The sequence below is a fragment of the Zhongshania marina genome, assembly GCF_002915595.1.
GTDB classification, from domain to species: domain Bacteria; phylum Pseudomonadota; class Gammaproteobacteria; order Pseudomonadales; family Spongiibacteraceae; genus Spongiibacter; species Spongiibacter marinus_B.
On sequence record NZ_PQGG01000042.1, the window covers coordinates 77,906 to 99,645 of the forward strand.

The following is a 21,740-nucleotide window of genomic DNA, read 5'->3' on the forward strand; positions in this document are numbered from 1 at the left end:
GAAGGCTTAAGACTCACACGGTTTTGCTTTTATTCCTTCAAATAGTAAGTCTAGTGAGGTGGCGACATACTCCGCCGACAGTCTCGGTGGTGGGGCGCTAAGATGGTGGTGAAATAGGCCAATGATGTGGGTGTGGATGTGAATGGCAAGGCATTCGGCACTAAGGTCTGCTCTTACCAGTTTTGCTTTTTGAGCGTTGCTGATAAAACGCTGTAGCCGAGTAATGGCTAGCTTGCGGTCGCTATTGATGCGATTGGTGAGCGACTCATTTTCATTACACAGCGAATACCTAAAAACAAACCGTGTTATTTGCTCTAGAGCGGGCTGCTGATTGCTTCGTTCAAAGGCGTCGACAATGACTTCTTTTAACATGTTTAGCGACACAATTTCATGCTTTCGAGTGTTGCTGAGTGCTTCTAATGCGGCGTTGGTTGGGGCGCCCACGCTGTCCATCATGGCTTCTATCAAGGCTTCTTTGTCTTTGAAGTGCCAATAAATCGCGCCACGGGTTACGCCTGCTTCGCTCGCGACATCAGTAAGTCTGGTGCGGGTGATGCCTTGGCTGGCAAAGAGTTTGCCGGCTGCGTCTAAAACACGGGCGCGTGTTACTTCTGCATCGGCCTTGGATCGTCTCATGATTGCTAACCTAACTTATTATTTGCTGTGGTGAACTTTACAGAAACTTCACTTTACATACATGCACGCATGTATGTAAAGTGAAGTTTGTATCTTGCTTAGTTAGAGGCGTTCGCTAGTGCTATCTTTTTCGTCCCGCTTTGGTTTCATACTGCTTTCTGGTTTCACTCTGTTTGCTCTTATCGCTTGTGGTAATGAGACTCCCGCAGAGCAGGTGCATTCTCCAATTGAAGTGAATGTGGTTCGCGCAGTGGAGCATTCTGTGCCAATTGGCGGTTTGTACCCTGGGCGAACAGTTGGCTCAAAGGAGGTGCAGGTTCGCGCGCGTGTGGAAGGTATATTGTTGCGCCGCGCCTATACTGAGGGGCAGGCCGTTACTGCCGGTCAGCTCTTGTTTGAGATTGATGCTGCGCCATTTGAAGTAGCCTTAAATCGCGTAAAAGCTCAGTTGGCGCAAGCCAATGCCACCTTGTCGGCTGCTCAGCGCCGCTGGCAGCGCGCACAGGAGCTAATTAAAACCAACGCCATTAGTCGCCGTGAGCGCGACGATACTGAGTCTGATTTAGATTTTGCCAAGGCAGCAGTAAAACTCGCTGAAGCTGAGGTGCAGGCGGCAAAAATTAATCTTGATTACACTCAGGTGAAGGCGCCAATCGCTGGCATTACTAGCCGAGAGGCCGTGTCCGAAGGCAGTTTGGTCGGCCCAAATAATAGCTTATTAACGACAATTACCCAGCTAGACCCTTTATGGGTCAATGTGTCGCTCCCAGACAAATTAGTGCTGGGTATTCGACGTATGATTGATCGTGGTGAGGCTGCGTTTGAAGGAAAGCGGGAGGTAGAAATTATTGTCGGTCAAGGTGAGCCATATCCTTATTTTGGCCAGGTGAATTTCACTGAAAGCGCCATTGATCGCCGAACGGGAACGGTGCAATTACGTGCCATTATTCCTAATCCAGATAACGCGCTATTACCAGGCCAGTTTTTGCGGGTTAAATTGCATGGCTTGATGAGTCTGAATTCGATTGTGTTACCTGCTCGAGCCGTACTGCAGGGGGCACAGGGCACTTACGTTTACAGAGTTGGTAAAGACAATAAAGCGGAAATGGTAGACGTTACCTTGGGTATGGATGCTGACGAGGGTGTGATTATTGAGTCGGGTGTAGATGCTGGCGACCTAATTATTGTGGATGGTGTGTCTAGAGTTCAACCCGGTGCGATTCTCGATCCGCGCGAACTGGAGGGTGCAAATGATTCAACACCAAGTGAGCCTGAATCAATAGGGCCTGCCGAGGGTGAATCGGCGCAGGCAGATATCACTGCAGTGGAGGGTGACGGGGAGTGAGCGCACGTTTTTTTATTGATCGTCCGGTTTTATCAATTGTTATATCACTCCTAATTTTACTTGGTGGTGCTACCGCGATGGGGCGTTTGCCGATCGCTTTATACCCTGAGTTTTTGCCGCCAGAAATCGTTGTTTCAGCAAGCTACCCTGGTGCAAATGCAGAGACCATTGCTGAGACCGTGGCTGCACCCTTGGAGCAGCAAATTAACGGCGTTGATGGCATGTTGTATATGTCTACGCAGGCCTCTGCTGCGGGGACAGTAAGTATCAATGTTGTATTTGCCACTGGAACGGATCCGGACCAAGCGGCAATTAATGTGAGTAACCGTGTCGCAGTGGCTGAAAATCGTTTGCCAGAGGCGGTAAAGCGCTTGGGTATTCAAGTGAGCAAACGCTCCACCAGCATTCTTATGATTTATGCACTGACCTCGGATTTTCCACAATACGACGCCATATATTTGAGTAATTATGCGCTGCTGAATATTGTCGACGAATTGCGACGTTTACCCGGCATTGGTGATGCTAGTCTATTAGGTGCCAAAGATTATTCGATGCGGATTTGGTTGCAACCAGACCGCCTTGCGGAGTTTGCTCTAACACCTGCGGATGTGGCGCAGGCAGTGCGGGAACAAAACGCAAATTTTGCCGCGGGTAAATTTGCCGCAGAACCTCTGGTTCACGACGCGCCATTCACCTATACGGTGACAACCCAGGGCCGTTTAGCCACAGTGGCGGAATTTGAAAATATTATTTTACGGACTGACAACTCAGGGGCCACCTTGCGTTTGGGTGATGTTGCTAGGGTTGAATTGGGTGCGAAGGATTACGCCTTCCAAGGCTCATTTAACGGTCAAGCTGCCGTGCCAGTGGCAATGTATTTACAGCCTGGTGCAAACGCCATTGAAACCGCAAAACAAGCGCAGGAAGTATTAGAGCGCGTGCGCGCAAAATTGCCACAGGGTGTGAACTTAAGTTTGGCATTTGATACCACGGTGTTTGTTGAGCATTCGATTAAAGAGGTGATTGTTACCTTCTTCGAAGCGCTGGTACTCGTAGTACTTGTCATGTTTATTTTCTTGCAAAACGTGCGGGCAACGATTATTCCCCTGCTGGCTATTCCAGTGTCGATCATTGGTACTTTCGCTGGGCTTTATATTGTTGGTTTTTCTATTAATTTGTTGACCTTATTCGGTTTGATTCTCGCTATCGGTATTGTCGTTGACGACGCGATTATTGTGATCGAAAACGTCGAGCGAATAATGGAAGAGCAGCACGTTGACGCCGACACGGCTGTAAAGCGCGCTATGGAAGAGGTCTCTGGGCCTTTGGTCGCGATTGTGTTGGTGCTCTGTGCCGTGTTTTTACCCGTTATTTTTATGGATGGTTTAACTGGTGAAATGTACCGGCAGTTTGCGGTCGCAATTTCAGTGTCCGTTATTTTATCGGGGATTGTGGCCTTAACATTAACGCCGGCACTGTGTTCAATGCTGTTAAAAAGCAAGGTTCACGCGCCACGTGAAACGGGTTTCCTCGGCGGATTTAATCGCTGGTTTGGCGTGCTTCGCAATGGCTATGTTGTCGTGACCAAAAAGATCATCGAGCATTGGCTTATTGGTCTCGGTGCATTTGCTGGATTAATGCTGGGGCTGTGGTATTTGTTCAGTATTGTTCCTGGTAGCTTGGTGCCCAGTGAAGACCAAGGCTACGTCATCATGGCCTATAAAACACCACCAGCTGCGTCACTGTCGCGCACAATGGCGGTGACGGAGGTAATGAATGAGCGCATTCTTGAGCAGGAAGAAGTGCGCAATTTAATGACATTTTCTGGGTTTGATTTGCTAGCGTCTGCGCAAAAGAGCAATGCCGGCGTGTCATTTATTATGCTCAAAGACTGGGATGAGCGGCTAGAAGTAAAGCAGAGTTCTGCGGAATTGGCGCATAGCCTTCCTATGCTAGGTAGTGATCTTTTAGACGGGCAAATGTTTGCCTTTAACCCGCCGCCGATTATTGGTTTGAGTAGTACGGGTGGCTTTGAATTTTTTGTGCAGAATCGCGGTAGCAGTGATTTTATTGAAATGGATAAACAGCTGCATGCGTTTCTAGCCTTGGCGAATAAGCAGCCAGAACTGAGCGGTGTAAATACCACCTTCGATATTAATACACCGCAATATCGACTGACTTTAGATCGCGAGAAAGCCCTGAGTTTGGGTGTTCCGGTGGCAGATGTATTCAGCACAATGCAGGCGACCTTCGGTAGTTTATACGTCAATGATTTCACCTTATACGGCCGTAGTTTTCAGGTAAATCTGCAGTCAGAAGAGGACTTTAGAACTTCGCCGGATGATTTGGGAAAAGTCTTTGTTCGAGCTGACTCAGGCAGCTTGGTGCCACTGCGTTCGCTGTTGCAGGTCGAACGCATTGTTGGGCCTGATACGGTTAGTCGTTTTAACGGCTTTCCCGCTGCAAAGGTATTGGGTAATCCGGCTGAAGGTTATAGTTCTGGTGATGCAATAGCGGCCTTAGAGCGCGTTGCCGCCGAAGCACTGAGCCCTGATTTTGATTTAGGGTGGGTGGGCAGCTCATACCAAGAAAAAGCATCTAGTGGCTCCGGTAGCCAAGCTTTTGTATTAGCGGTGTTGATGGTGTTTTTGATTCTGGCAGCTCAGTACGAGCGCTGGATAATTCCCGCTGCGGTTATTTTAGCTGTGCCTTTTGCATTGTTGGGCGCCATCATGGCGACATGGATGCGGGGTCTGGAAAATGATATTTATTTCCAAATAGGCCTAGTGTGCTTGATTGGCTTGGCCAGTAAGAACGCGATATTAATTGTTGAGTTTGCAATGCAAAAGCAGCGGCAGGGAATGTCGATTGCCGATTCGGCAGTGGAGGCAATCAGACTGCGTTTTCGCCCTATTGTCATGACTTCGCTGGCCTTTACTTTGGGTTGTTTGCCGCTGGCCATGTCGAGCGGCGCGGGGGCTGCGAGCCGTATTTCACTCGGTACCGGTGTTATCGGAGGCATGCTATTGGCAACATTTTTAGCAACGGTGTTCGTACCGCTGTTTTATGTTTTGCTCGCGACACTTGGTGAGAAAGCTAAGCGCGGTAGATGATATGGGAGGAAGCGGTGGGGCGGGGCAGCTTAGTTGCCCTGCATGCGTTGGCCATAATCCCAGCTAGACAGTGTCTTAGGCGTCAACCTAATGACGTATTCGTCCGCGCTGCGGCTTAGCAACCATGCCTTAAGGCTGGGTTGCGAATCACCAATAAAGCGATTTATTAGCTTTGCCAGCACGAGTCCTTCGCGGTCTTTTGTGAGTGTGGCTAGGGCTTTACCTCTAACGCCACGATAGGGCGAATCATTGACGGAGACGTCGAAGGCGCAGTGGGGATTGTCTTTTAAAACGCGGATTATTTTTGCTGAAGCATGGCTCGCGCAAAGTATGTCCTCACCGTCGAGGATATACCAAAGTGAGCACACAATTGGGAAACCGTCTTGATCTATTACCGCCAATCGCATTGGGCTGCGTTGTTCTCTTAGAAATGCCAGTGCATCCATTAGCTGTGGTCTCGCGCTGATTGTGTTTCATTAAGGCGGAAATATTAGTTGTCGATTAATTTGATTCCGCCGTTTTCAATGCTTATACGTCCTTGTTTATAAAGACGACCAATGGCTTGTTTAAAAATTTTTTTACTAACGCCAAATTGAGCGTAAATTCTCTCTGGCGGGCTTTTGTCTCCCACGTCTAAAAAGCCGTTGTTGGCCTCTAGTTGAGCGATAATTTTGCTGGCGATGTCGGTGTTGTTTACTGTAACAACGGGTTGCATGCTTAAATCGATACGACCGTCATCGCGAACTTTTTTTACGTAGGCGGTTAAGGTTTCGCCGCGACGCAATGGGCGTACTAGGTCGCTATCGTATAGTAATCCCCAGTATTGGTTTTCTATTACCGCCTTATAGCCAAGCTCGGTTTTATTGCCAACGGTAACGGTGAAGGATTGGCCGCGTTTTAGGTGTGGTGCAGTATCTTCAATGAATTCATCGAGCTTCATCGACGAGACAATGCGGTAGCTTTTATCGAGGTATATTTTAACCAATACATTTTTGCCGGCAATGACCTCACCCACGTGTTCTGCATAGGGTAGTAGTAGTTCTTTTTCTAGGCCCCAGTCTAGAAAAGCGCCGGTATCATTCACCTGCGACACCCTGAGGGAGATCACATCGCCGAGCTGCCCAAGTGGTTTTGTGCTTGTTGCGATTAAGCTGCCGTCGCTATGGTGGTGAACAAAGACGTCTAATTCATCGCCTAGCTCACAGTTTTCGGGTGCGTTCTTGCGGCTTAAGAAAATATCCCCCAGTTTGCCACCGTCTAAATAATATCCCGCTTGGGTGTGACGGGTAATTTTAAAGCGGCTAATGCGACCGATCGCGGTCATGGGGTAGTCCTCACGCAAAGATAAATAATGAAAATAGGATTATACGCTAGCGCGTGGTGTTGCGAGTGAAAATAGAGAGCAGATTAGACGGGAAGGTAGGCGCGGCTAGAGAAAACACTAGCCGCGCAGAATATAACTAATTAGACCAGCTCAATCGCTACCGCTAGGGCTTCGCCACCGCCAATGCACAGCGTTGCGATTCCGCGCTTTTTGCCGTACTGCTTCAGGGCGTACATCAGGCTGATGATGATACGTGAGCCGGTTGAGCCAACGGGGTGACCCTGGGCGCAGGCACCGCCGTGAACATTGACTTTGGCGTGGTCTAGTTCAAGGTCGCGAATCGCTAGCATCGTTACCATTGCAAAGGCTTCGTTAATTTCCCAAAGATCCACATCGTCTTTGTTCCAGCCAGTTTTGGCGAGCAGCTTTTGTACTGCACCAACGGGGGCGGTGGTAAACAATTCTGGTTCTAAGGATTGACGGCTGTGGGCAACAATACGTGCCATTGGCGTTGAGCCAGTTTCTTTGAGGGCCTTCTCACTCATTAACACCATCGCCGATGCGCCATCAGAGATGGAGCTAGCGTTTGCTGCGGTGATAGTGCCGTCTTTAGCAAAGGCGGGGCGCAGCGTAGGGATTTTTTCTAGAGAGGCTTTGAGAGGTTGTTCGTCGTCGGTGACAATTGTTTCGCCGCTGCGAGAGCTTACGGTAACAGCTGCCGTCTCTGCTTTTAGTGAGCCGTTATTGATGGCAGCGCAGGCACGTTTAAGAGACTCAATGGCATAAGCGTCCATTTGCTCTCGGGTAAAGTTGCTGTCGTCAGCAGTTTGCTGAGCGAAGCTACCCATCATGCGGCCGCTATAGGCATCTTGTAGGCCGTCAAAGAACATATGATCTTCGAAGCCTTTGGCGCCGGTGCCAACACCTTTGCGGGCATTTAAGACAATGTGCGGTGCATTGGTCATGCTTTCCATACCACCGGCAACAACGATGTCGCAGCTACCCGCTTTAATTTGGTCGTGGGCGTATATGGTGGTTTGCATGCCAGAGCCGCAGAGCTTGTTGACGGTAACGGCGCCGGTAGATTTTGGAATGCCCGCTGCGATAGCGGCCTGGCGAGCTGGGCCTTGCTTTAAGCCCGCAGGTAATACGCAGCCCATGATGACGTCGTCGATTTTACCTGCGTCGATATTGGCACGCTTAACGGCTTCTGTAATGGCGGTGGTGCCAAGTTCTACCGCTGTGAGTGAGCTAAGTGAACCGAGCATACCGCCCATAGGAGTGCGGGCACCGGAGACAATATATACGGAGTCAGACATAGGATAATTTCCCTGTTGGTTTGCCGTCTTGACGCAAAATAAGGCGACATTTAGACGCTAAATTTAAAAGTAGGAATTTTTAGAGGCGGCACATTTAGCCATGCCAAGCCCCGATTTTCAAGGCTTGAGGGCATTTCGCTGATTAATAGCGGCTATTGGGATTTGTTTACTTCAAAGAGTTTTCGGCGCACGGCGCGGCGGTATTCCCCAGGGCTAGCACTGCTATGCTGCTTAAATAGTCGGCAAAAATAGCTGGCGTCGCTATAGCCGCATTGCTGGCCTATTTCGACAATACTTAAGTTGCTGTTCTGCAATAAATCTTGGGCGAGCTCGATACGTAGTTTTTGCAAATACTGCAGGGGCGGCATGCCGGTGACCTGTCGAAAGCGGCGATGAAAGCTGCGTTCGCTGAGTCCACTTTGCTTCGCTAATTCTGGGATATTCAGCGGGTTGGCAATATAGCGTGCCAGCCAATTTTGGGCCATGGCGATGGTTTCGTCACGGTGCAAGTCATTGCGGTTAACGCGATAGCTGTTGCGAGAGAAAGGCCGGCGACTTTCGGGTGAGAACTGTTGGGCAACCCGACTGGCGATGGAGGCCCCCCAGTTGCGGTCAATAAGGTGAATGACGAGATCGGCGGCGGAGTTAACGCTGCCGGTACAGAAAATATTGTCGGCCTGGGTAATGAGGTAATCTCGGTGCAGAACTACACGCGGGTAGCGGGCTGCAAAGTCATCGAAGTAATGCCAGTGGGTGGTGGCGACTCGGTCATTTAATAAACCCGCTTCGGCGAGAAAGTAACTGCCATTACCCACTGCGCATATTTCCGCGCCACGAGCTTCGTGACTACGCAGCCAATTTTGTACATCGGGGCGGGTGGGGGCGCCTCGGTGGGGGTGGCGCCAGCGGCTGGGAATAATGATCAGGTCATATTCCTTGCCGTTGCTTATGTCCGTGCTCGGGTGCACCTCCATCCCCCCAGAAACGCTAATCGGCGAGCGGTCTAGGCCGACAAATTCTGAGTTAATGATCGCTTTGCGGCTATCTCGTCGCGACACACTATTGGCGGCGGTCAGCAACTCGCTAGGCAGACTAATACTGGTGGCGAGGGCGTCATTAAAGGCGAGCAAAGCAACTTGTTTCATGTTGGCGAAATTATCTTATTGATTGGCAGTTATATTCTATTTCAATCTACCTAATACCGATAGACTAAGCACCTAATTTATATATCGTGCCGTGTGTAAGGAATTAGTGTGAGTAAGTTACCAGTTATTGTGGGTTTTGGTGGTGTAAATGCCGCCGGTCGTAGTTCATTTCACCATGGTTATCGCCGTTTAGTTATTGACGCTTTACCTCAGGAAAAGGCAAGCCGTACTTATCGCAGTTTAGCGGCGGTGATGGGGATTCCCGCGGAACAAGCAGGGGACGAAAGCCAGCGCCAATACATGCGCGATCACACCTTAATTCGCAAAATCGAGGGAAATCTATTCGATACCGAGCAGGTTGCTTGGAATAAACGTATGGCGCTGAGTGGCGCTGAAGGTGTATTACAGTTTGTGACCCGTGCCCGAGATCTTCCCGATGTACTGCCCAGCGGTTGGGAAGTGAAAGAGCTGGATGGCGGCAAGGTGTCGGTGAGTGTTAATGAGAGTTGCAATGTTTTGCTGCCAACCACTCGCAAAATAGAGGTGTCGACGGCGGGGCAGCTGCCCACCGGCTTTGATCCGGCAAGTTTATATGCTTCGCGAAATCACCCGCGCGGATTACAAATGGCGATTTGCGGGGCATCAGATGCGCTGAAATCGATGGGTATTGAATGGCAAGTCGTTATGGACAGCATTCGCCCAGATCAAATGGGTGTTTACGCTAGCTCAGCGATGGCGCAATTGGACGACAATGGTTTTGGCGGTTTGCTCGGTGCGCGGGCCAATGGCGGTCGAGTGAGTTCCAAACAGTTGGCCTTGGGTTTGGCAGATATGCCCGCTGATTTTGTCAGTGCCTATGTTCTCGGGAATGTGGGCACCAGTGGCCCAAGTCTTGGTGCCTGTGCAACTTTCTTTTACAACCTTCGCCAAGCTGTGAATGATATCCGCAATGGTTTGACAAAGGTTGCGGTGGTAGGCGTGGCGGAGTCTGGTATTGATTCCCGCATTATCGATGGCTACTACACCATGGGAGCCTTGGCCTCAGACGCTGAATTGTTGAAATTAGACGCCGAAAAAGGTCTCACAGAACCCGATCACCGCCGAGCTAGCCGACCCTTTAGTAGCAATTGCGGTTTTACTATTTCTGAGTCGACCCAGTTCATCGTATTGTTCGACGATGAACTTGCCCTGCAGCTAGGCGCTCAAATTCACGGCTCGGTGCCAGATGTATTTATTAATGCCGACGGCTATAAAAAATCAATTTCGTCACCGGGTATTGGCAATTATTTAACAGTAGCTAAGGCTGTTGCCGCAGGCGCTGGGATTATTGGCGATAAAGCCATTAAAACCCGCAGCTTTGTGCAGTCGCACGGCACCAGCACGCCGCAGAATCGCGTCACTGAATCCCATATTTTGAACGAGACGGCTAAAACCTTTGGGATTGAGAATTGGCCGGTCGCGGCCATAAAAGCGTATATCGGTCACAGTATTGGTGCGGCATCTGGCGACCAACTTATCGCCAGTCTTGGGGTGTGGAATGACAATATTCTACCTGGTATTGCCACCATCGATCATATTGCCGACGATGTTCATCAGAGCAATTTACGTCTGCAAAAAGAGCACATGGACGTTGAAGCAGGTAGCCTTGATGTGGCCATTCTTAATGCCAAGGGTTTTGGTGGCAACAATGCTAGCGTGACCTTGTTGTCGCCGTTGTTGAGCGAAAAAATGCTTAAAGGCCGCCACGGCGAAAAAGCATGGCAGGCATATTTGGCGCGCCGAGAGCAGGTGCAGGCGGCGGCCGCAGCCTACGACGATGCAGCCTGTGAAACCGGTCTTAGCGTGCATTACCAATTTGGCGAAAACGTGCTAGATGGTGAAGATCTGGAAATAAGCCGAGACGGAATTGCAATAAAAGGCTGGGCGTCTAAAGTGGCTCTAGATTTTGATTCACCCTATGCCTCTTGGTTGCCAAAGCAGGATTGATTTTCGAAACACGGGTAAATACGGATAGATAAATTTCTGTTTATGGCTCACGTTGGTAGACCTCTGTGTAAAATCGAGGTCTAGGAGCGTGTTTTATGCGGGAATTTATCCGTCACGCGAATGAGATTCCTGTCGCGGTAAAAGTCGCTGGTGAGGCCGGTTCGCGGCGTGGGCATCTTCGGGATGTGAGTGTTGCGGGTTTGGCGTTTGATGTGGCGCGCAGAATCAAGGTCGGTAGCAAACTTAATTTCTATATTCCGTCATTGTCTGATGAGCCTGCCGGACGCGGCAGGGTTGTGTGGTGTCGTCCATTGCGGGCGAGTTTTCGCCTAGGCTTAGAGTTTGAGCAGGCATACGATGCTTACCGCGCCCGAATGGTCGAACAGCTTTGTTTAATTGAAAATTATCGTCGAGAAGTAAAGCTGAACGAGGGCCGAGAATTAGACCCAGAACGGGCCGCAGCCGAATGGATTGAGGCCTATGCTGCAGATTTTGATCGCAGATATTCATGATTGTTAAACCACTTCTCCCTATGGTCTGAGGCTTCTTAAGCCGAGACAGCCTTGCTAATTCATGGTTGAATAGATCCCCCCACCAAGTTGGGGGATTTTTTTGCCCAGAGGAAATGGCCAATGAAACATGAGGCGACTGCTAGGGTCGTTATAAATATGCCGAGGGAACAGGCCTGGGATTTGTTGAAAAACTTATCGCTTGCCCATCATTACGTGCCCAATCTTACCGGTACCGAAATAACAACAGAGAAAACCGAAGGCGTCGGCGCGAGCCGAAGAGTGTTTCAAACCTCTGGTAAAGGTATGGATGAAACTGTGGCTGAGTGGAATGAGGGGCACGGCTTTTTGCTGCGGCTTCACAATAAAGACAAGGGCGCGCCGCCACCGTTTGCGAAAGCGGCGTTTCGCTACCGCTTAGATGACGCCGGCCACAATTCAACCGCACTCACAACCAGCCTAATGTTTGATATGCGCTGGGGGGCTTTGGGCCGGTTCCTTTATGAGCGCCTACTGCACAAAGTGTTTCGTGGTGTTATTCGTGACGTCGCCATCAGTATGAAACAGTATTATGAAACCGGAGAGCCTGTGAGCCCTGAGCAATTGAAACAACTTCGTATTGATGCAAGGCAAGCCGCGTGATGGATGCTTTGACCTTGCTTAAAAGTCGCAACTCTGCGGCAAAGTTATGTGCACCCGCACCCAATGATACCGAGCTGCAGGATATTTTTGCTGCGGCCAGTCGTGCGCCTGATCACGGGCGTTTGCGGCCATGGCGGTTTTTATTGATTCGCGGAGAGGCATTGTCGGCGCTGGGGGACGTATTTGCCAAGGCGGCAATGGAGCGCGATCCCGCTGTTACTGAGGCCGATTGCCAGCGTTTTCGCATGCAACCCTTACGTGCGCCGCTGATTGTGGTAGTCATTGCCCGTATTGAAGATCACCCGAAAATTCCTGTGATTGAGCAGCAGTTGTCAGCCGCCTGTGCGGCCCACGGCGCTTTATTGGCTGCGGAAGCTCTAGGTTATGCGGGTATTTGGCGTACCGGGGTCAATGCTTTTGATCCCAATGTGCACAAGGCGCTTGGTTTAGAGCGCAGCGAGGAAATTTCTGGGTTTCTGTATATAGGTAGTCGCGATGGGCAGGCCAAACCGCTTCCGGTGTTGGAAATGTCTGATTTTGTGAAAGAGTGGAGATAATAATGAATACGGTGGTTCCCCCAAGTTTCAGCACCTTAAAAGTAAGAATGGAAGAGCACGTCGCGTGGGTGGCGTTAAACCGGCCTGACAAGGCAAATGCCATGAACGAGGCTATGTGGAACGAAATACAAGTGTGCTTTGAATGGCTAGATCAAGAGCCGATGGTTCGGGCTGTGGTTCTGTGTGGCGAGGGGCGGCACTTCTGTGCGGGCATCGATTTGGCGATGTTTGGTGGTTTGGCACAGTCTGCTGAGGGAATGGAAAAATCACGTTTTGTAGAGTGGTTTAGAGCAGTGATTTTGCGTTTGCAGGGAAATTTGACGGCCATTGAGCGCTGTCGTAAGCCGGTGTTGGCGGCGATCCAAGGTAGCTGTGTGGGTGGCGGTGTCGATATTGTTAGTGCCTGTGATATGCGTTACTGCGCAGACGGGGTTAAGTTCTCAATTAAGGAAATCGATATTGGTATGGTGGCCGACGTCGGCACTTTGCAAAGACTGCCGCATATCATTCCTGCGGGGGTAATGCGCGAGTTGGCTTACACTGGTCGCAATGTCGACGCCGCAGAGGCTGAGCGTATTGGCTTGGTGAATCGCCGCTTTGACAATTACGAAGAAATGATCGAAGCGGTATCGGCGTTAGCGCAGGATATTGCCCGCAAATCACCACTGGCGATTCGTGGTAGCAAGCAAATGATGCTCTATACCCGCGACCACAGTGTCTCCGATGCCCTTGATTACCAGGCGACGTGGAATGGCGGCATGCTCAGTTTTGAAGATGTGATGCAAGCCATTACCGCCGCAAGCGAAGGCAAGGCTGCAGACTTTAAAGATTAAGAATCAGTTAATTTTCTTTCACTGAATAGCGGGGTGCTTGTACTGGCCCTGCTTGTTGGTAAACTCCCTGTAACCAAAATAAATGCAGCGGCGGATTGATTTCTGTCTTTGTTGAGCGACCGCACGTCATGCAAACCCGTACTGTTTTTACCACGCCTTTAGTGAGCGGCTTTTTCCGTGTGATATTTAAAATCATAACGCGTGTTATTGGGTGGCGGATCGTAGGTGAAAAGCCTAGTGATAAAAAATATATGCTAATTGCGGCGCCGCATACCAGTAACTGGGATTTCCCAACCATGATGGTGGTGGCCTTTGTGTTAGGTTTAGATCCGCATTGGGTAGGTAAGCATACTCTGTTCCCCAAGGGGATTCTGGGGGCGCTAATGCGCTGGCTTGGCGGTATCGGTATAGATCGCCGCAAGGCCCACAATACGGTAGACCAGATGATCGCGCAGTATGCGGCGCGAGAAGAGTTGATGGTATTGATTGCCCCCGAAGGTACCCGCAGTAAGGTCGAGCACTGGAAGGCGGGGTTTTACCACATTGCAGTTGGTGCCGGAGTGCCAATTTATTTGGGTTTTCTTGACATCAAGACGCGAACGACGGGTATTGGGGAGGCCTTTTACCCAACGGGTGATTACGAAAAGGATATCGTGGCAATAAAGGCGTTTTATAAGGATAAAGTCGGGTTTAATCCTGAACTTGTTTGAGCCGAATACCTACTTGGTGCTGGCCGTATTTGAACGAAAGATAAATAAAATAAACGCGGGAAATTACCATGTTAAAACTGAGTAGAAATATTGTGTCATCAGCCTTGGTGATGGCCGCAATATTCCATTCACTATTTGCCCTAGCTGATAGCTCAGCGACGGTGAATACCCAAACGATCATTGCGAATTCGCCAGACAACTGGCTGTCTTACGGCAAAGATTATAAAGAGCAGCGTTATAGTGAATTAGACAAAATTAATGTTGGTAACGTTGCCGACTTAAGTTTGGCTTGGTCTTTTGACACTGATTTTAATCGCGGCTTAGAGGCGACGCCGATAGTCATTGATGGCGTGCTCTACTTAACGGGCAACTGGAGTGTGGTTTACGCACTCGATGCGCGAAGCGGAAAACTACTGTGGAAATACGATCCTCAGGTTCCCCGGGAGTGGGGGAAAATGGCCTGCTGCGATGTAGTGAATCGCGGTGTTGCAGCCTATGAAGGTAAGATTATATTCGGCACCCTCGATGCGCGCTTGATCGCGCTAGACGCGTCAAGTGGTGAAAAGATATGGGAAGTTGCCACCGCCGATATTACCGCCTACCCCTATACTATTACCGGCGCGCCTCGCGTCGCCAAGGGCAAGGTGTTTATTGGTAATGGTGGGGCTGAATACGGCGTGCGCGGTTATGTCAGCGCTTATGATGTAAACACTGGCGAACAACTTTGGCGCTTTTATACCGTTCCTGCAAATCCTGCGGACGGCTTTGAAAGTGAGGCGATGAAGGCTGCGGCAGAAACATGGACAGGTAAGTGGTGGGAGTTTGGTGGCGGTGGCACGGTATGGGATTCTATCGTTTACGATGATGAATTAGATCAACTCTATATTGGTGTCGGCAATGGCTCGCCGTGGAATGCAAAAATACGCAGTCCCGAGGGTGGCGATAATTTGTATTTGTCGTCGATTGTGGCCCTGAATCCAGACAGCGGCGAATATATTTGGCACTACCAAGAAACCCCCGCCGAGTCGTGGGATTACACGGCAACTCAGCATATTATGCTGGCGGATATGGACGTTAAGGGCGAGCAGCGCAAAGTTATCTGGCATGCGCCCAAAAATGGTTTCTTTTTTGTCCTCGACAGAGAAAACGGCAAATTACTGTCTGCAGAACCCTACGCCGATGTGAATTGGGCTAGCCATTACGATCTTGAAACAGGGCGTCCAGTCGAGACCGAAAATGCCCGCTATTTAAGCGACCCGCAATTAGTAAGGCCATCGTCGATGGGTGCGCATAATTGGCAGGCAATGGCCTATAGTCCGCAAACTGGCTTGGTCTATATCCCAGTGATTAACAGCCTGTTTGAATATAAGGCAGTTGATGATTACTTACACCAGTGGGGGCAGTGGAATTTAGGCGTGTATATGCAGCAGCAATCAGTTGCAGATCCTATTTTGGCGCAGCTCTTAACCAGTAAAATTACCCAAGGCTCGCTGTTGGCTTGGGACCCTGTGACACAGCAAGCTGCTTGGCAAGTTCCCCATAAATTAACGTGGAACGGCGGATTATTAGCGACAGCTGGTGGTTTGGTTTTTCAAGGCTCGGCAGAAGGGCAGGTCTTGGCGTTTCGTGCGGACAATGGTGAGAAGCTTTGGTCGTTTGACGCTAACACAGGGGTTATGGCGCCACCGGTCACGTATACCGTTGACGGTGAGCAATACGTGACGATTTTAGCCGGTTGGGGTGGCGCTTTCGGTTTAATCGCCGGTCTAGAGAAAGAAGTTTCGCCACCGCCGAGCAGAGTACTTACCTTTAAATTGGGTGGTACTGGGGCTGTATTGCCCGCCAACCCACTTAAGCAAATGCACGAGCCACCGGCGCGCATAAGTGAAGATAAGGCGATTTTAGAAAAGGGCCGTACCTTGTATTATGCCTACTGCAGCGCATGTCACGGAACCGAGGTGATTTCTAATGGCGCGATTCCCGATTTACGTCATTTGCCCACGGCATTCCACGATAATTTCAACGCCATTGTGTTGGATGGTGTGATGAAAAAGGCGGGGATGGTTGGTTTCTCAGAGGTGTTAAATGAAGAGGAGGCTTTCGCCCTGCACGCTTATATTTTAGAGCAGGCGAATGTCGATAAAGAAAGTCGCGAGCAGTCGGATTGGTGGCGGGCGCTAAAAACGTGGTTTTATAGCGTGGTGGCTAAATTACTCGGTATTGTGATGAGTTTTAGCTAGCGGGTAGTGACAACAACATCGCGCAATCGCTTGTTGATGATTGCGCGAATATCGGCGGCCAGCTCTCGATAAAACACTCGGTTCGGAGCGTTGGGTCGCCACACCAAGGCGTGTTTCCGCAGTATGGGAATATTGCGTAATTCGCAAACGTAAAGTGCTTCTGGGTTGTGCATTTCTGAGTGTACGTAGAGCCCAGGTAAAAAAGCGACCCCCATTCCCATTACCACCATTTGCCGCAAGGTGTCCAAACTCGTGCCTTCATAGTCACGCTGCAAATCGGCGCCCCAGCGCTCACAAATTTCTTGCACCTGTAAATGAAAATGATGTTTTTCTTCTAAGGTTAATATTTTTTCGCCGCGCAATTTGCTGGGTGTAATATTTTTTTGTCCAGCAAGTGGATGATTAGAAGGTACTACAAATTTTAAGGGTTCAATAAACAGCGGCGTCATGGCGAGTTGCGGAATCGCCAGCGGTAGCGGAACGATGGCTAAATCGTATACCCCGTCTAGTAAATCTTTTTGTAATTCGCGGTGGGCGGCCTCCCGTACATACAGCTTTAAATTGACGTGCAGATCGTGAAGGTCAGGTAATACGTGGGGTAATAAATAAGGGCCAACGGTAGGGGGGACGCCGAGGCGGTATGTTGTTTGGTGGCCGTCACTTTTGGCGGCGGCCATGTCCTCAAATTCTTTCATGCTCAGTAATACTTGGCGTGCGGCGTCGAGTAAATCTCTGCCACTTGGTGAAAGTAGTGTGCCTGCGCGGGAGCGTTCAAAGAGCGGTGTATTTAAGGTGGATTCAAGAATCGCAATTTGATTGGTGAGGGCGGGCTGGCTCATTCCCAGTTCTTCGGCAGCACGCCGGTAACTAGCGTGTTTAGCTACCGAAACAAAATAATTTAATTGCTTTATGCTGGGTGAGCTTATTTTTGCTGCCACAATTTCGCCTTTTTGCTTATAACTAAAAGATATCAGCAAATACTATACCTTGTTATTAAACTATCAAAGGATAATCGACTCCATATTCACTCCAGTTTGTTTACTAACGAGGACGTAGTTGTGGAAGAGCTTATTCAAGGTGTTGCTAAATTTCAAAACGAGGTGTATCCGGGCAAAGAGGCTGCATTTCGCAAATTGGCGAATGGGCAAAATCCGGACGTATTGTTTATTACCTGTGCCGATTCACGTATCGACCCAGGCATGCTAACCCAAACCCAGCCAGGGGATCTGTTTATTTGCCGTAATGCCGGCAATGTGGTGCCACCCCATAGTAACCAAACCGGCGGCATGACCGCGTCAATCGAGTTTGCTGTGGCTGCACTTGGGGTCTCACATATTGTTGTGTGTGGGCACAGCGATTGCGGTGCGATGAAAGGAGCTATCGACCCCAGTGCACTGGAAGAGCTGCCGCATGTTAAAGAGTGGCTCGGCCACTGCCGTGCGGCGCGAGAGGTGGTAAAAGAGCGCCACGGTCATATCGACAAATGTCATTTAGACGAAGTTTCTAAAGAGAATGTTCTTCTGCAGCTGCAGCATCTGCGCACTCACGCGGCGGTGGCGGCAAAGTTGGCAAGCGGAAAAGTGCGTTTGCACGGCTGGATTTACAATATCGCCAGCGGTGAAGTGGAGTGTTACAACGAAGAGCGTCAACAGTTTGAGTTAATGGACTCGGCTTACAGCCATTTATTTGCCGAGCATGGAGTGGCGGTATGAAGTTAGATCGCGACATTATCACAGGCGACATCACCGGCGGTATTACCGCCGGTGTTGTCGCGCTGCCGCTAGCCTTGGCGCTAGGGGTGGCATCTGGCTTGGGGCCAATGGCCGGTATCTACGGTGCTATTGCTGTTGGCTTTTTTGCTGCCTTGTTTGGCGGTACGGCTTCGCAAATCTCCGGTCCAACAGGGCCAATGGTCGTGGTGTTAGCGGGCTTGTTTGCCAGTTTGTCTGGTGACGCTGCGCTGATTTTCACCACGGTTATGTTGGCGGGTGTTCTCCAAATTGTTTTTGGCTTTCTTGGGGTTGGCCAATATATCCGCCTCGTTCCCTATCCGGTAATCTCAGGATTTATGACAGGAATCGGCGCCATTATTATTATTCTGCAGATGGGGCCACTGCTGGGACACGATTCTCCTGGTGATCCGCTAGGGGCTATGGCGAAACTGCCAAATGCTGTAATGGATATTAATTTTGCGAACCTCGCTCTCGGTTTGGGCACCTTGGCACTGGTGTTCTTCTGGCCGGCTCGGGTTGGTAAATATTTGCCTGGCCCGCTGGCCGCCTTGATTGTGGGTACCTTGCTTGCTTTCTTACTATTAGACGTTCCTGTGCTTGGCGAGATCCCAACGGGTCTGCCTAGTCTGCATTGGCCTATTTTTGAGCAAAGCAAAGCGCTGCTGGTTATCGAGGCTGCGTTTATATTGGCGGTATTGGGTTCAATCGACAGTCTGTTGACCTCTTTGGTGGCAGACAATATGACCCGTCAGCGTCACGACAGTAACCGAGAGCTGATTGGTCAGGGTATTGGTAATACCGTTGCTGGCTTTATTGGTGGTATTGCAGGTGCTGGTGCAACGATGCGTACGGTAGTGAATATCCGCTCTGGGGGGCGTACTCGTTTCTCAGGTATGGTTCACGCCTTACTGCTACTCACGATTGTGCTGGGCTTGGGGCCGCTAGCCTCGAATATCCCCCTAGCGGTATTGGCGGGTATCTTGGTCAAGGTTGGTTTAGATATTATCGACTGGAGCTACATTAAGCGTGCAAATCACGGCCCGCGTTGGGATCTTGCCCTAATGGTCTTGGTGCTATCGCTCACGGTATTTGTCGACTTGATTACCGCAGTGGCTGCGGGTGTGGTCTTGGCTGCACTGGCCTTTGTGAAGCAGGTGGGTCAATTGCAGATTGCCAGCCTGAAGAACACGCCAGAGCATTTGGATTCTGATGTCGAAAAAGCGTGCCTCGCTGAGTGCGGAGATCGCGTTGCGCTATTCGAATTCAGTGGCCCATTGAGCTTCGGTGCTGCTGCTGACCTCGGTCATCATGTGCGCGAGCACAGTGAAGTTGGTGCAAAAGTACTTATACTCGATTTCTCCCGGGTGCCGTTTCTTGATGTGTCGGCGGTATTGGCGGTAGAGACTATTGCCAGCGATGCGGCCAATAGCGGTAAGTTGCTGTATGTGGCGGGTATGAATGCCGACGTCCAAAAAGTGCTAGAGGGCATGAATAGCGGCGTGCCTGGTGATGGTGTTTATGCAACGCGCCTACAGGCTCTGAAAGCTGCAGCGGCGGCCGTGAAATCTACCGATACGAGTAACATGAATGCTGTTACAGGCATACCCGTTATGGAGTGACGTGTGCTGCAACGGGCGGCTGAACCGTCCGCCCGCTGCTTTTGAAATACTTGATTAGAATGAGGCGGCCCTAGGGCCGCCTTTTTTATAGTGCCAATTGGGTGCGCAGAGAGAAAATGTCGACATTATCTGCTTCGCCACCGCCTTGTTGAATCACTGGGCCAGATTCGACATCGTATGCTCGACTGTAACCGAACAGAATCCGCAAATTAGCGTTTAGGTACCAGTTTAGGTTTAGGCTGAATCGTTGCTGGCTGCCACCGTCAATGCCCCCATCGTGTAAATCTAATTCATCTAGGCGTAGTGCTAATTCCCACGCGCCCCAATGATTTTGGGCAAGGTCAAAATCATTGCGTGGTTTAAGCATTTTAAACTCACCATCGGAACCCCGGTAATTGCGTGCTTCGCCGGTTAAGGTCCAGCCAAGCTGGAGATAGTGGGCATTAAAGCTCAAGTCAGATCCACCATCGCGTTTAATGCTCGCTTGACCTAATTCTGCCTGGGCCGAGAAGCGACCGCGCATGGCGGCGAATTCAAGTCCTGTTAATTGAATTTCCTCAAAGCCAGCAATACTGCCGGTATCACTGAGGTATAAGTCAGACATATTCGTAGTTTCATAGCGCAAACGCGGTGTTTTACCGTTGCTTAGGCTGTTATTGTCGTTGGCTTTGCGTAGGCCGTAGCTGGCGCCGAGGTGTATTAATTTGCCTGACTCATTGATAGGCGCGAAACTTCCCCGAACGCCGAAACCGCCACCTTCGTCGGCGCCGTCGCCACTGGAGGAGACGGCGTCTCCGTAGATCCCGCCTTTTAGCGACCAGTTATCACCCATTGTTTTAATGTTGAGCCCCATTGCGCGGTCAAAATGTGGCAGGGTGAGTGCCGATAGCAAGGAGCGCTCGTTAAACATAATGTCGTTAGAGCTTTCTTCGACTTCCATGCTGACGGAGTGCTTTTGATTGCCAACGGTAATCTCTAATTGCGGGCTGGCTTGGTATGTCACCAGAACATCTTTTAAAGAAACACTATTGCCGCCCCAATCCGCTTCAATATTGTAAGAGAAATCGCGATTGAAACTGCCCCGCAGTGCTAGGCGCGCACGGCGTAGCTCGGTGCCAGAGACTGCTTCGGCGGGATCGCCACTGCTACGTTTTTGCAGATCGTCATTAAGGTGGGTGCTGCTGTCAGCGTGAATGCGTCCGCCGATATTCATAGAGAAATCATTATTGGCGGATGTAACGACTAAGCCCTTTTTTTCCATACCGATTTTGGGCGCTGTAGAGACCTTGAGCTTGTCTTCATTTAGCGACGAATTATTTTCGGAGGCGGGTTCGAAGGTGCCAAGCTTGATTCGATTGGGGCCCGGTTCTGTGAAGACTTGTTTGGTCTCGCGGTCAACGTAGAGCTCGAGCTGAACTTGGTCAGCGGCATTGGCGGTGGCGCCTGCTGATAATAGGGCCAGTGTCACAATTACGGTCGCAAGAGGGCGTTTGAGTGTGCGCGGAGGTATTGGGTGTGGTGGGGGTGTAAGTGTTGTCATTGCATCCTCGTTCAGCAGTGTCTGTGGTGGCAGAAGTTTTGTACGGCGTGGTGCGCACTTATTGTTGCCGCAATTCTGCGACATTTATATTACAGATATATGACAGAAGTGATTTTATTGTGACGAATTGATGACACCCTCTGTTATAGCTACTGGCTTCAAGCCTGTGCTCTTGGCAGATGTCGGAGACTGTGCAGTAGTGGAGTTAGTCAGAGGCTGCGAATAAAGTGAAAATACCGCTTGTAGTAACGCCTTGCTACTGTTATTAGCAAGAAATCTTGTCCACAGTATCTGTGGATAACTTGGTGGGTAAGTTGTAGGTTATGGCAGGAGAGAGAGGCTTAATCGGCAGTTTAACAAATTGTTCAAAAAATAGTCATTTTTATAAAGCTCATTAAAAACAATAAGTTATATGGTTTTTTGAATCTAGTGCGTGATCTTCTGCTGCTAAGCGATACGTTTTCGAGCTCCCGTCTTTATCTGTGAATA

18 protein-coding genes are annotated in these 21,740 nt (G+C 50.0%); 11 read left to right on the top strand and 7 right to left on the bottom strand.

Annotated features, from left to right (window positions below; all coding sequences use genetic code 11):
- Nucleotides 1–6: 6 nt before the first annotated feature.
- Nucleotides 7–636, bottom strand: coding sequence for a TetR family transcriptional regulator (locus C0068_RS18160; RefSeq protein WP_103685891.1), 630 nt, complete (start codon nt 634–636; stop codon nt 7–9).
- Between the two features lie 118 nt (nt 637–754).
- Here C0068_RS18160 and C0068_RS18165 point away from each other — a divergent pair, with 118 nt between their 5' ends.
- A complete protein-coding gene (locus C0068_RS18165; RefSeq protein ID WP_103685892.1) occupies nt 755–1,981 on the top strand; it encodes an efflux RND transporter periplasmic adaptor subunit in 1,227 nt (408 codons plus the stop codon).
- Nucleotides 1,978–5,094, top strand: coding sequence for an efflux RND transporter permease subunit (locus tag C0068_RS18170; protein WP_103685893.1), 3,117 nt, complete (start codon nt 1,978–1,980; stop codon nt 5,092–5,094). Before C0068_RS18165 ends, C0068_RS18170 begins: the two co-directional genes overlap by 4 nt.
- Before the next feature lie 29 nt (nt 5,095–5,123).
- Here the strand turns inward: C0068_RS18170 and C0068_RS18175 are convergent, their stop codons facing one another.
- The 4 genes from C0068_RS18175 to C0068_RS18190 form a co-directional block, all read right to left on the bottom strand.
- Nucleotides 5,124–5,540, bottom strand: coding sequence for a pyridoxamine 5'-phosphate oxidase family protein (locus C0068_RS18175; RefSeq protein ID WP_103685894.1), 417 nt, complete (start codon nt 5,538–5,540; stop codon nt 5,124–5,126).
- Between the two features lie 44 nt (nt 5,541–5,584).
- Nucleotides 5,585–6,418: a CvfB family protein gene (locus C0068_RS18180; protein WP_103685895.1), complete on the bottom strand. Its 834-nt coding sequence runs from the start codon at nt 6,416–6,418 to the stop codon at nt 5,585–5,587.
- A gap of 140 nt (nt 6,419–6,558) precedes the next feature.
- The gene (locus C0068_RS18185; RefSeq protein ID WP_103685896.1) at nt 6,559–7,737 is read right to left on the bottom strand and encodes a thiolase family protein; all 1,179 of its coding nucleotides are present in this window, start codon (nt 7,735–7,737) and stop codon (nt 6,559–6,561) included.
- Between the two features lie 152 nt (nt 7,738–7,889).
- Entirely contained in the window at nt 7,890–8,882 is a 993-nt protein-coding gene (locus C0068_RS18190; protein ID WP_103685897.1) for a GlxA family transcriptional regulator, read from the bottom strand.
- A gap of 108 nt (nt 8,883–8,990) precedes the next feature.
- Here C0068_RS18190 and C0068_RS18195 point away from each other — a divergent pair, with 108 nt between their 5' ends.
- The 7 genes from C0068_RS18195 (at nt 8,991) to C0068_RS18225 (ending at nt 16,359) form a co-directional block, all read left to right on the top strand.
- Nucleotides 8,991–10,868, top strand: a complete 1,878-nt coding sequence (locus tag C0068_RS18195) for a beta-ketoacyl synthase (protein ID WP_103685898.1) — start codon at nt 8,991–8,993, stop codon at nt 10,866–10,868.
- A gap of 95 nt (nt 10,869–10,963) precedes the next feature.
- The gene (locus C0068_RS18200; RefSeq protein WP_103685899.1) at nt 10,964–11,380 is read left to right on the top strand and encodes a PilZ domain-containing protein; all 417 of its coding nucleotides are present in this window, start codon (nt 10,964–10,966) and stop codon (nt 11,378–11,380) included.
- Nucleotides 11,381–11,500: 120 nt separating this feature from the next.
- Nucleotides 11,501–12,019, top strand: coding sequence for an SRPBCC family protein (locus tag C0068_RS18205; RefSeq protein ID WP_103685900.1), 519 nt, complete (start codon nt 11,501–11,503; stop codon nt 12,017–12,019).
- Nucleotides 12,019–12,576, top strand: a complete 558-nt coding sequence (locus C0068_RS18210) for a nitroreductase family protein (RefSeq protein WP_103685901.1) — start codon at nt 12,019–12,021, stop codon at nt 12,574–12,576. The genes C0068_RS18205 and C0068_RS18210 overlap by 1 nt, the downstream gene beginning before the upstream one ends.
- A gap of 2 nt (nt 12,577–12,578) precedes the next feature.
- A complete protein-coding gene (locus C0068_RS18215) occupies nt 12,579–13,409 on the top strand; it encodes a crotonase/enoyl-CoA hydratase family protein (RefSeq protein ID WP_103685902.1) in 831 nt (276 codons plus the stop codon).
- Nucleotides 13,410–13,537: 128 nt separating this feature from the next.
- Nucleotides 13,538–14,119 carry a lysophospholipid acyltransferase family protein gene (locus C0068_RS18220; RefSeq protein WP_103685903.1) on the top strand — a complete coding sequence of 194 codons (582 nt, stop codon included), beginning with the start codon at nt 13,538–13,540 and terminating at the stop codon, nt 14,117–14,119.
- A gap of 68 nt (nt 14,120–14,187) precedes the next feature.
- Complete coding sequence (locus C0068_RS18225) at nt 14,188–16,359, top strand: PQQ-dependent dehydrogenase, methanol/ethanol family (RefSeq protein WP_103685904.1); 2,172 nt, start codon at nt 14,188–14,190, stop codon at nt 16,357–16,359.
- Here C0068_RS18225 and C0068_RS18230 read toward each other — a convergent pair.
- Nucleotides 16,356–17,297, bottom strand: a complete 942-nt coding sequence (locus C0068_RS18230; RefSeq protein ID WP_199176226.1) for a hydrogen peroxide-inducible genes activator — start codon at nt 17,295–17,297, stop codon at nt 16,356–16,358. The genes C0068_RS18225 and C0068_RS18230 overlap by 4 nt on opposite strands.
- A gap of 120 nt (nt 17,298–17,417) precedes the next feature.
- Between C0068_RS18230 and C0068_RS18235 the strand changes: the two genes are divergently transcribed.
- Nucleotides 17,418–18,071: a carbonic anhydrase gene (locus C0068_RS18235; RefSeq protein WP_103685905.1), complete on the top strand. Its 654-nt coding sequence runs from the start codon at nt 17,418–17,420 to the stop codon at nt 18,069–18,071.
- Nucleotides 18,068–19,711, top strand: coding sequence for a SulP family inorganic anion transporter (locus C0068_RS18240; RefSeq protein WP_103685906.1), 1,644 nt, complete (start codon nt 18,068–18,070; stop codon nt 19,709–19,711). Before C0068_RS18235 ends, C0068_RS18240 begins: the two co-directional genes overlap by 4 nt.
- 85 nt (nt 19,712–19,796) lie before the next feature.
- Here the strand turns inward: C0068_RS18240 and C0068_RS18245 are convergent, their stop codons facing one another.
- Nucleotides 19,797–21,251, bottom strand: a complete 1,455-nt coding sequence (locus tag C0068_RS18245) for an OprO/OprP family phosphate-selective porin (protein ID WP_158250026.1) — start codon at nt 21,249–21,251, stop codon at nt 19,797–19,799.
- Between the last annotated feature and the right edge of the window lie 489 nt (nt 21,252–21,740).